The sequence below is a fragment of the Emticicia agri genome (genome assembly GCF_004168285.1).
Taxonomy (GTDB): domain Bacteria; phylum Bacteroidota; class Bacteroidia; order Cytophagales; family Spirosomataceae; genus Emticicia; species Emticicia agri.
Genome location: NZ_SEWF01000024.1, coordinates 1 through 12,349 on the forward strand (window position 1 = coordinate 1; position 12,349 = coordinate 12,349).

Consider the following 12,349-nt stretch of genomic DNA (forward strand, 5'->3'; position numbering starts at 1 on the left):
CCGCATAAAATTCATCCTGAATAGTACGATGGAAACGCTCGCATATACCATTAGTTTGAGGACTTTTGGCTTTAGTTTTAGTATGGTCAATATCTTCTATAGCCAAATATAATTGATATTCGTGTTGCTCCCTATTACCACAATATTCTGTACCCCTATCAGTTAAAACTCTTAGTAGACGAATCTGATTTTGCTCATGAAAAGGAATAACCTTATCATTGAGCATATCAGCGGCTACTAAAGCGTTTTTCCGGTCATAGAGTTTAACAAAAGCTACCTTTGAATAAGTATCTATAAAAGTCTGTTGATAAATATGGCCTACTCCCTTAATATTACCTACGTAATACGTATCCTGTGCTCCTAAATAACCCGGATGATGTGTCTCTATTTCTCCATGAGCCTGTTTCTCAGCTTTGGCTCTTTCTAAGGCTGTTATTTGCTCATCTGTAAGGATAATTCCTTCCTGATTAACCTTCGCTTCCAATGCTTTTAAACGTTTCTTAAAGGTAGCTAAATCATGTCTTAACCAGATTGAACGTACTCCACCAGGAGAGACAACTATACCTTGTTTCTTTAGCTCATTTGATACTCTTAGCTGTCCATAAGCTGGTAAGTCCAATGCCATCTTGACAACGGCTTCTTCTACTAACGTATCTACCCGATTTTTCTCTATGGGTTTTCTGCGACTAATTTCTTGAAGTGCTAATTCACCACCTTGTTCATAGAGTTCCTTGAAGCGATAGAAACTATCTCGACTATAACCCATTACCTTGCAAGCCTTTGAGACATTGCCTAAAACATTGGCAAGTTCTAATACTCCTAACTTGTTCTTGATGATTTTTGCCTGTGTTGTCATTTGATTTAATCTTTAATTTTAAGTTACTAAATAAATCGTAACTGTCAGATTAAATCATGACTATTTCAGATAATCAATAGTCGTCGGACTCCCGGTAAAAACCTATTACTGGAGTTCGACGATTTTTTTATTTGATTTCACATAAAAAATCGCTTAATTTACGCAAAAAAGGCCATTTTTTGGACGGCCTCTAATCGCACCTTATGGAATTGAAACTTAATGAAGTAGCACTTTCATTCAATAAGAATAAACCCTCTAATCGCACCTTATGGAATTGAAACAACTCATAATGAATCAGAAAGGGAGGCTCCGGTATTCCTCTAATCGCACCTTATGGAATTGAAACATACTGAATATTTGCCAATTTCGTTTACTGTTCCTTCCCTCTAATCGCACCTTATGGAATTGAAACATGATTTTTCTTTGGGTTTTGTTGCTGGTTTCACCTCCTCTAATCGCACCTTATGGAATTGAAACACGAATAATTTTTACAGTTTAGATGCAGCACCAAAACCTCTAATCGCACCTTATGGAATTGAAACTGAGTTCGAATCACGCACAACAAACCATTAAATTTTTCCTCTAATCGCACCTTATGGAATTGAAACTTTTCTGGTGTTTCTTCGCTTTCCTCTGTATCCGTGCCTCTAATCGCACCTTATGGAATTGAAACTTTGGACATCTTTTGTCCAAGTTTTATAGGTGAAAACCTCTAATCGCACCTTATGGAATTGAAACGTACCTTTTACAGGTACATAACCTGTTGAGCCTGCACCTCTAATCGCACCTTATGGAATTGAAACTGTCGGCTGAATCTCTCGAATTGCTCTAAGCATTTCCCTCTAATCGCACCTTATGGAATTGAAACTTTTGCATTGTTGTTTTTAGCATAGAACATTTCACACCTCTAATCGCACCTTATGGAATTGAAACAAAAGAGCCGTGATAAGATAGATGGCGTAAGTGCATCCTCTAATCGCACCTTATGGAATTGAAACTATAATATCTTCTAAGTTCTTTTCTAAGAATATCATCCTCTAATCGCACCTTATGGAATTGAAACTTTTATTGTCTATTCTTATCGGACACCAGTCGGGGACCTCTAATCGCACCTTATGGAATTGAAACAGTCTTGAATATAGTTTAGTGCAAGATGTGCCGGAACCTCTAATCGCACCTTATGGAATTGAAACAATTTAGGCGTAATTATTTTGTAAAAAAGTGAAAATACCTCTAATCGCACCTTATGGAATTGAAACCTACACAACACTATGAGAACAAAGATAAAGGCAGAGTCCTCTAATCGCACCTTATGGAATTGAAACAGAATGGCGAAACAGTAGGCAATATTAGATTCGTTGCCTCTAATCGCACCTTATGGAATTGAAACATTTTTTGTGTAGTAATCATTGCTTTTTGATAGTAACCTCTAATCGCACCTTATGGAATTGAAACAAAGTAGTCATTATGAAGTTATGGTAAAAATTAAACCCTCTAATCGCACCTTATGGAATTGAAACTAAAGTGGTTATTTGTTGTAAAGAATCAGAATTATCCCTCTAATCGCACCTTATGGAATTGAAACCACTCACGAAGAATTAATTCACTTAGCGCAATTCGGTCCTCTAATCGCACCTTATGGAATTGAAACAGTAATCAATATGATGCAATTCTGTCATTTTTTTCCCTCTAATCGCACCTTATGGAATTGAAACAAACCAGAAGCACGATTGAAATCACTGACCATAATGCCTCTAATCGCACCTTATGGAATTGAAACCTGTATCCGTGTATGTGTGTATTTCGCCTACTTTATCCTCTAATCGCACCTTATGGAATTGAAACCAGGGTATTTATAATGTCCTGGATGGTAAGACAAAGCCTCTAATCGCACCTTATGGAATTGAAACCTAAAGCCGCAAGACTTGTATTGGTCAATAGCTTATCCTCTAATCGCACCTTATGGAATTGAAACTAAAATGGGTAGTATCAAAGCTCCCGATTTCGACAACCTCTAATCGCACCTTATGGAATTGAAACTGAGGAACGCTTGCAAAAGTATGTAATTGAAAGGGCACCTCTAATCGCACCTTATGGAATTGAAACTTGATTGCGCCTTTTTCAATTGCTAAGGCCGTACCACCTCTAATCGCACCTTATGGAATTGAAACTTAATCATTTTTGCCTTTTCCCTGGAAACTTCTTCCCCTCTAATCGCACCTTATGGAATTGAAACAAATATCCAGCATCCTGAAAGCGATAAGTTTCCGTTCCTCTAATCGCACCTTATGGAATTGAAACGTCTGAAATTCTGGCGTGATTTGTGCCAATCTTGTCCCTCTAATCGCACCTTATGGAATTGAAACTTGGCACATAAGACTTTTGAGCATTGGCTTCTTCCCCTCTAATCGCACCTTATGGAATTGAAACTATCCAGCAGGTGGATTGCTTTCGGCATCTTCCCGACCTCTAATCGCACCTTATGGAATTGAAACATTCTGGACTAATTGTTGTTGCTTTGCAGAAACTATCCCTCTAATCGCACCTTATGGAATTGAAACTGAGGTATTCTACAGATGTCTATTCATGTACAGCCGCCTCTAATCGCACCTTATGGAATTGAAACATGCTCAATTGGTTCTTTTTCAATAAAGTTGATTATTCCTCTAATCGCACCTTATGGAATTGAAACTAAACTGATTACGCAAAAAGTTGAACTTGCAGCTCTCCTCTAATCGCACCTTATGGAATTGAAACACAATTTCTTCTTCTCTTCTAAAATAGCTATTGCCCCCTCTAATCGCACCTTATGGAATTGAAACTTCAAGGCTTTGGCGATGGTTGTCAATTGGCCATAGCCTCTAATCGCACCTTATGGAATTGAAACAGTTTCTGGCAAATCAACTTATCCTTATAGGAGTTACCTCTAATCGCACCTTATGGAATTGAAACTTGTTAGTTAGAAATTAGGCAATTCGTTTAATCTCACCTCTAATCGCACCTTATGGAATTGAAACTGAATAACGGGGTGAAAGCCTATACTTCTGCATTAGGCCTCTAATCGCACCTTATGGAATTGAAACTGAAATTCCTATTCAGTTTTCGGGCAACCAAGGCCCTCTAATCGCACCTTATGGAATTGAAACATTGCGGTAGCGGTTTGTATCAACAAAAATTTGCGACCTCTAATCGCACCTTATGGAATTGAAACTCGAACAATACTTTTACATATTCGCTTGAATGTTTCCCTCTAATCGCACCTTATGGAATTGAAACATCTTTCTGTACTAATTCAATAAGGCTCAGATACACCCTCTAATCGCACCTTATGGAATTGAAACTCGAAATATAGGGCGTGGTAGTGAAGGTACTATTGACCTCTAATCGCACCTTATGGAATTGAAACGCGCATTCTTTTGCTTATCAATAGCATCACGCTCATCCTCTAATCGCACCTTATGGAATTGAAACCGAATGGCACAGGTTGGGTTGGTGATATTCCGGGAGCCTCTAATCGCACCTTATGGAATTGAAACTAATCTTCTAAAATCTCACGTGCGCAATTGATAGTTCCTCTAATCGCACCTTATGGAATTGAAACTAGATAATAGGCTCAAAGAAATTGCCTTCAGCAGTGGCCTCTAATCGCACCTTATGGAATTGAAACCTCTTAATATGTACAGGTGGGGCAGTCAGTTCATTTCCTCTAATCGCACCTTATGGAATTGAAACGGCTTTTCTTTGTCTTGGAAATTCTCTAATTCGTAAACCTCTAATCGCACCTTATGGAATTGAAACTGGGAATATCACCCAAATCACCGCCTTGGTTTCTGGTTCCTCTAATCGCACCTTATGGAATTGAAACTCATAAACTTAATCATGCTCCGCTGAAGCATAAACTCCTCTAATCGCACCTTATGGAATTGAAACCTATAACGGGAAGTTGATTGACCACAGGTTTTAACCTCTAATCGCACCTTATGGAATTGAAACGTTGGAGAAATATCAGAGGGAGTTGGTTCTGGCGTTCCTCTAATCGCACCTTATGGAATTGAAACTCAAACTTTTTGGTCGGGAAAATGTGAGTGCCGGATTCCTCTAATCGCACCTTATGGAATTGAAACTAACTAATGTTTAAATAAAATATTTTTACTATTAATCCTCTAATCGCACCTTATGGAATTGAAACTGAACGAAGAAAACGACTTCAAACATAGACCCTGGCACCTCTAATCGCACCTTATGGAATTGAAACGTTGTCGGGACGAATCCCTTCAACTTGACAGTATTTCCTCTAATCGCACCTTATGGAATTGAAACTAAAAAGCCGGAATCGATAAAGCGGTTTGTGGGGTTCCTCTAATCGCACCTTATGGAATTGAAACATGGTTGGTTTCTACGTCAGGATATTATCTGGCATCCTCTAATCGCACCTTATGGAATTGAAACATCCTGGGCAATAAGCAACCCTCATACTCTTCATCGCCTCTAATCGCACCTTATGGAATTGAAACGTCGAACACTCTTTTTGCCAGTTTTCATCAAAAGGCTCCTCTAATCGCACCTTATGGAATTGAAACAAGAAAGTTCAATTTGTGGTCATTTTCATCATACAACCTCTAATCGCACCTTATGGAATTGAAACAAGAAGGGAATTGGATGCCTGTAAATGCCATTATGAACCTCTAATCGCACCTTATGGAATTGAAACGTTCGGTTTTGTTGATGGCAAGTTTCTTTATGAATCCCTCTAATCGCACCTTATGGAATTGAAACCCTCCTTTTTAATTTCTCTGCACAACAAACAAGCTTCCTCTAATCGCACCTTATGGAATTGAAACGTTTATCCTCTCAACTTCGCAGCTTCGCACTCAAACCCTCTAATCGCACCTTATGGAATTGAAACCTCGTTGTAGTTCTCCGAATCTGAGGTAAGTTCATTCCTCTAATCGCACCTTATGGAATTGAAACTACCTACCCTTTTGCCGTCCTGATTCCTTGTCAAGCCTCTAATCGCACCTTATGGAATTGAAACCGCAGGTCAAGATAACCGCCTACAGACAAGCCCTCCCTCTAATCGCACCTTATGGAATTGAAACTTTCGTGGGGTTGGTAATAGTTGAACTAACCTGGCCTCTAATCGCACCTTATGGAATTGAAACTTAAAGATAATGAATTAACAAAACAGCAACTTATTTTCCTCTAATCGCACCTTATGGAATTGAAACATAAAGGAGATGTAGTTTTTACTCCGTTTATGGGTACCTCTAATCGCACCTTATGGAATTGAAACCACCAGTCGAAGCGATGCGGGTTGTCAATCAAGTTTCCTCTAATCGCACCTTATGGAATTGAAACTTTCAGCTAAAGTAGCTCTTAAATTTCTAAGATAAACCTCTAATCGCACCTTATGGAATTGAAACATGGATTTCATGGCAAGATTTAAGAATTGAAAACGAACCTCTAATCGCACCTTATGGAATTGAAACTTACCGAAATCAAGAAGGTTTCGAAACCTCACGATACCTCTAATCGCACCTTATGGAATTGAAACACGTGCTTTGGCAGATTCTTTTGCCTTCTCAGATTCCTCTAATCGCACCTTATGGAATTGAAACAGATTTAAAATTTTCTAATTTTTGCATTTCCTCTTGCCTCTAATCGCACCTTATGGAATTGAAACTGAATGAGTTAGAAGTAGAAGGGCTGTAAGGTGCACCCCTCTAATCGCACCTTATGGAATTGAAACGTAACGGAAACAGACAGGTAACAGGTAGCAGTATTACCTCTAATCGCACCTTATGGAATTGAAACATTTGGTGTGTATCTGATTCGTCGTAAAAAAACGACCCCTCTAATCGCACCTTATGGAATTGAAACTTTGGGTATTTCTTCATCCTCTGTTGAAACTTCTCTACCTCTAATCGCACCTTATGGAATTGAAACATAATTTCTCTTATTTTATTCTTTTGAATTTCAGGCACCTCTAATCGCACCTTATGGAATTGAAACTAAAAATCACAGAAAGCCTTCATACGCTTCGCAAACCTCTAATCGCACCTTATGGAATTGAAACCTTATTACCATAGCCCTAAGGATACACTTAAAAAAGCCTCTAATCGCACCTTATGGAATTGAAACTCCTGTAGATTATCGAAAGTTATATCAGCAGCCTTTCCTCTAATCGCACCTTATGGAATTGAAACAAAGCAGAACCAAGTTTGTTTACTTGGACGAACAAACCTCTAATCGCACCTTATGGAATTGAAACTTTATCCTTGATTCGTGTCATTTTTGCCGAGGGCGTTCCTCTAATCGCACCTTATGGAATTGAAACACCGTACAGAATCATTGCCATAGAACATCAAACTGGCCCTCTAATCGCACCTTATGGAATTGAAACACAATGAAAGTGGTGATACTTCTTTTGTTGCCTTGCCTCTAATCGCACCTTATGGAATTGAAACTTCGCACCACGCCACCGTTTTCCAACCTACTTGTCTCCTCTAATCGCACCTTATGGAATTGAAACTTTGATGAGGCAAGTTGCAGGAGTTCTTTGCATAACCTCTAATCGCACCTTATGGAATTGAAACTTTTGAGATTAGTGCACGTTCGTAGGTTGCATAGCGCCTCTAATCGCACCTTATGGAATTGAAACTTTTGTTATGTTATTTTTAAGTTGAACTATCTAATCCCTCTAATCGCACCTTATGGAATTGAAACACCCCACGAAACGGAATAACTGGCGGAATTTCAGAGCCTCTAATCGCACCTTATGGAATTGAAACTAGCCTTGACAAGTCTCCATGCCTGACGAACGGCCTCCTCTAATCGCACCTTATGGAATTGAAACAAACAATTCCCTATAAGAATGATGCTACGCATGGCACCTCTAATCGCACCTTATGGAATTGAAACATCCCCATCAACGAAGAATGGCTTTTGAAGTTTGGGTCCTCTAATCGCACCTTATGGAATTGAAACACAGCCACCACCATAGGACCGACAGCGGCAGTAATACCTCTAATCGCACCTTATGGAATTGAAACTTGAAAAACCTAAAGTGGTGCCACCTGCTCCACAAACCTCTAATCGCACCTTATGGAATTGAAACTTGAATCTCATTAAAGAGTCCGTAAGTGTAGAATTTCCTCTAATCGCACCTTATGGAATTGAAACTTATTAGGAAGGAAAGAGAAATTCTTCGACACCATACCTCTAATCGCACCTTATGGAATTGAAACTCGGGATTTTTCAGAACAGGAGACTGAAATCCTGAACCTCTAATCGCACCTTATGGAATTGAAACTTGGCGTATTCGTTTTCAAAATGCTGATCGTTTTTCCCTCTAATCGCACCTTATGGAATTGAAACTATTTTTGGACTTTTGGAGATATGTTCTGAGGTTTGCCTCTAATCGCACCTTATGGAATTGAAACATTCCACTTTGATAGGCAATCCGCATTACTTCAGGTGCCTCTAATCGCACCTTATGGAATTGAAACTTTGTGAAATACTTAATCAATAAATTCGTTGATAAACCTCTAATCGCACCTTATGGAATTGAAACACAGCAGCCAATGCAGGTGAGTATTATTGTAAAGCAACCCTCTAATCGCACCTTATGGAATTGAAACCTCCCTTGCGCCTGAGCGTCATTTTGTTTGCTATAAACCTCTAATCGCACCTTATGGAATTGAAACCTCCTACATTAATCAACCCTTATTTTATTCTTAGTGTCCTCTAATCGCACCTTATGGAATTGAAACAAGGGGGCTTATAGTAGGTAATTTGGTGCAATATTCCCTCTAATCGCACCTTATGGAATTGAAACTCTGTTCTTGTGTTACCTCTTCTGCCTGCACTTCAATCCTCTAATCGCACCTTATGGAATTGAAACTATTTATTTTCAATATAACGTTTTACTTCATCACGTCCCTCTAATCGCACCTTATGGAATTGAAACGATATTGATAGCTAATAGGTGAAGGATTTCCTACGTCCTCTAATCGCACCTTATGGAATTGAAACCAAAGAAGGCTATTTTAGAAGCAATAAAGAAATAAAACCTCTAATCGCACCTTATGGAATTGAAACTTTTCTTAATATCGTCCATTGCCTTGGTAGCCTTTTCCTCTAATCGCACCTTATGGAATTGAAACTTGTTTTTCTTTGTTCGTTCGAGCTTATAAGGCATTCCTCTAATCGCACCTTATGGAATTGAAACATTCAATTCATGGTTGAAGTGAAAGCCAAAATACCACCTCTAATCGCACCTTATGGAATTGAAACTTTGAAAAATAATTTAAGGTTTTAACACAACGTTATCCTCTAATCGCACCTTATGGAATTGAAACGACCATAGGGTAATTAAGATTAACAACAATAGATTACCTCTAATCGCACCTTATGGAATTGAAACTGAGCATTTAGTGCAGGCATACACGCTTCACGAATAGCCTCTAATCGCACCTTATGGAATTGAAACCGCAGGTCAAGATAACCGCCTACAGACAAGCCCTCTCCTCTAATCGCACCTTATGGAATTGAAACATGAGTCTACTGAAACTAATCAAGTCCTTACTTACACCTCTAATCGCACCTTATGGAATTGAAACTTCTTCTTGCGTTTTCTTCTATTGCACGGCTTACCTCCTCTAATCGCACCTTATGGAATTGAAACTATCAAGGTATACGGTAACTACACTACATGAGTTTACCTCTAATCGCACCTTATGGAATTGAAACAATACACCACTAAAGGGAACGGAGTTGAAGAAGATGGCCTCTAATCGCACCTTATGGAATTGAAACCTCAATTCCTAAAACCTCTGCTACTTGTTTAGCAGTCCTCTAATCGCACCTTATGGAATTGAAACTTATCAGGCTTTCATCGGTATTTAAATCTGTTAGTCCTCTAATCGCACCTTATGGAATTGAAACTTCATAGGCAGCGGTCGGAATCTCAGCCTCAAACACCTCTAATCGCACCTTATGGAATTGAAACGTTTTGAGGATATTTCTTGCAGTCAATTGGCATATTCCTCTAATCGCACCTTATGGAATTGAAACAAGATGTTTACGGGTTTTTAGCTGACTGCGTAGAGGCCTCTAATCGCACCTTATGGAATTGAAACGTTTTTCAATCCGGGTATGTTCACCCAAAACAGGCTCCTCTAATCGCACCTTATGGAATTGAAACTGATATTATCTACCTGCCTGCCTGTGGGTGCTGTCACCTCTAATCGCACCTTATGGAATTGAAACGTTCGGTATAGTCGTTTTTCGGCTTGATTCTGACAGTCCTCTAATCGCACCTTATGGAATTGAAACTTTTGACTACCGTAATTTACTTTTTGTAGTAAACGTTCCTCTAATCGCACCTTATGGAATTGAAACATTTAAAGAAACAGGTTGTATGTAAGCTCTAAAATACCTCTAATCGCACCTTATGGAATTGAAACTTATCGTCAAAAGAAGTTAAAATATCAGAATTAATTCCTCTAATCGCACCTTATGGAATTGAAACTAGATTTAAAATTAGGAAGTTCTCTAAATATCACATCCCTCTAATCGCACCTTATGGAATTGAAACGAACTTACTATTTGCCGTAACAGAAGTGTTTAGTACCTCTAATCGCACCTTATGGAATTGAAACCGCTTTGGCATTTAATTATTTGCTGCTTAATTTCTTCCTCTAATCGCACCTTATGGAATTGAAACATGGTCATAATTAGCCGATTGAGAGAGTCAATTTTTCCTCTAATCGCACCTTATGGAATTGAAACCACCGGCGGTTTTTATGTTAGGGTTAATCCCTGACCTCTAATCGCACCTTATGGAATTGAAACTTCCCTGTAGAAATGGAAGCGACACCTGTAAGTGCACCTCTAATCGCACCTTATGGAATTGAAACATCGACAGCACAAAAGCGTTTTAATGCTTTAGAAGACCTCTAATCGCACCTTATGGAATTGAAACTATATTGTGATAATATCTCTTTGTCTACAAGACCTAACCTCTAATCGCACCTTATGGAATTGAAACTATCATAAAGATATTGAGAGTTTGTAACAGGGTAATCCTCTAATCGCACCTTATGGAATTGAAACATATTTAGCCCTATAAATGCTCTTTACGTCATTAATACCTCTAATCGCACCTTATGGAATTGAAACGAAGTAAAAAATCCCACAAATAATTTCTTCTTACAGTCCTCTAATCGCACCTTATGGAATTGAAACAGCATATACTCACACCACAATCTTTGAATAAATACACCTCTAATCGCACCTTATGGAATTGAAACGGTTAAAAAGTGAAGAAAATGGCAAGTATAAAAAGTCCTCTAATCGCACCTTATGGAATTGAAACAAAAAGGCGTTGACAGCTCCATCGAAAAAGCCTTCGGCCTCTAATCGCACCTTATGGAATTGAAACGTAGTCGAAGTGATTTTTTTTTCTTCCTCCTGCGCTCCTCTAATCGCACCTTATGGAATTGAAACTTCATATAGCCCCACTCACGCACACCAACCACCGCCTCCTCTAATCGCACCTTATGGAATTGAAACTGTCACAATTAATAGGACAAAAATATAGACTTGAAGCCTCTAATCGCACCTTATGGAATTGAAACCTCTTTAAATCCTTTCGGAACATCGGAAACCTGATTCCTCTAATCGCACCTTATGGAATTGAAACATTCTTACTTGCTCATTGGCTTTCAGGTCAATTAGGGCCTCTAATCGCACCTTATGGAATTGAAACAAACGTTAAATCACATATAGAAATTGAGAATGAGACCTCTAATCGCACCTTATGGAATTGAAACTTTTCAATAACCAAACTCGCAGAATCCAGGTTATGCGCCTCTAATCGCACCTTATGGAATTGAAACACTGTACCACCATCAAAGCTGACACTACTAAAATTACCTCTAATCGCACCTTATGGAATTGAAACAAGCGCACAAAGTGATAAGCCCCCCGAATCTCTGCCCTCTAATCGCACCTTATGGAATTGAAACTGTGGCTCAATGGTATTAATAATCCGGAATACTTCACCTCTAATCGCACCTTATGGAATTGAAACAGAGTTTGAAATAATACTTAACGACTTCGCCGATTGCCTCTAATCGCACCTTATGGAATTGAAACTTTTCAAAACGTTCGTCTTGCACAAAAATAAACTCAGCCTCTAATCGCACCTTATGGAATTGAAACTGAATAACCGGCTATAAAAAAACGGCGCCTATTCACACCTCTAATCGCACCTTATGGAATTGAAACTTTAAACTCGCTCGCGCTCGAACAGGAAATGGTCGCCTCTAATCGCACCTTATGGAATTGAAACCCCGTCAAACAAGCAGCAACTACAGGCACAGTTATACCTCTAATCGCACCTTATGGAATTGAAACTTTGGAGAGGGGGATTAGAATTTAATGTTCAACTTACCTCTAATCGCACCTTATGGAATTGAAACAAAAGGA

1 protein-coding gene and 1 CRISPR repeat array (1 of these 2 cut by a window edge) are annotated in these 12,349 nt (G+C 38.9%); the gene reads right to left on the minus strand.

What is annotated here, in order from left to right:
* On the minus strand, positions 1–856 hold an 856-nt coding region (locus EWM59_RS16235; protein WP_130021487.1), incomplete at its 3' end, for an IS481 family transposase.
* A 187-nt stretch (positions 857–1,043) separates the two neighbouring features.
* Positions 1,044–12,349: a CRISPR direct-repeat array (repeat unit 29 nt; unit sequence CCTCTAATCGCACCTTATGGAATTGAAAC); it runs 3,117 nt beyond the window's last position.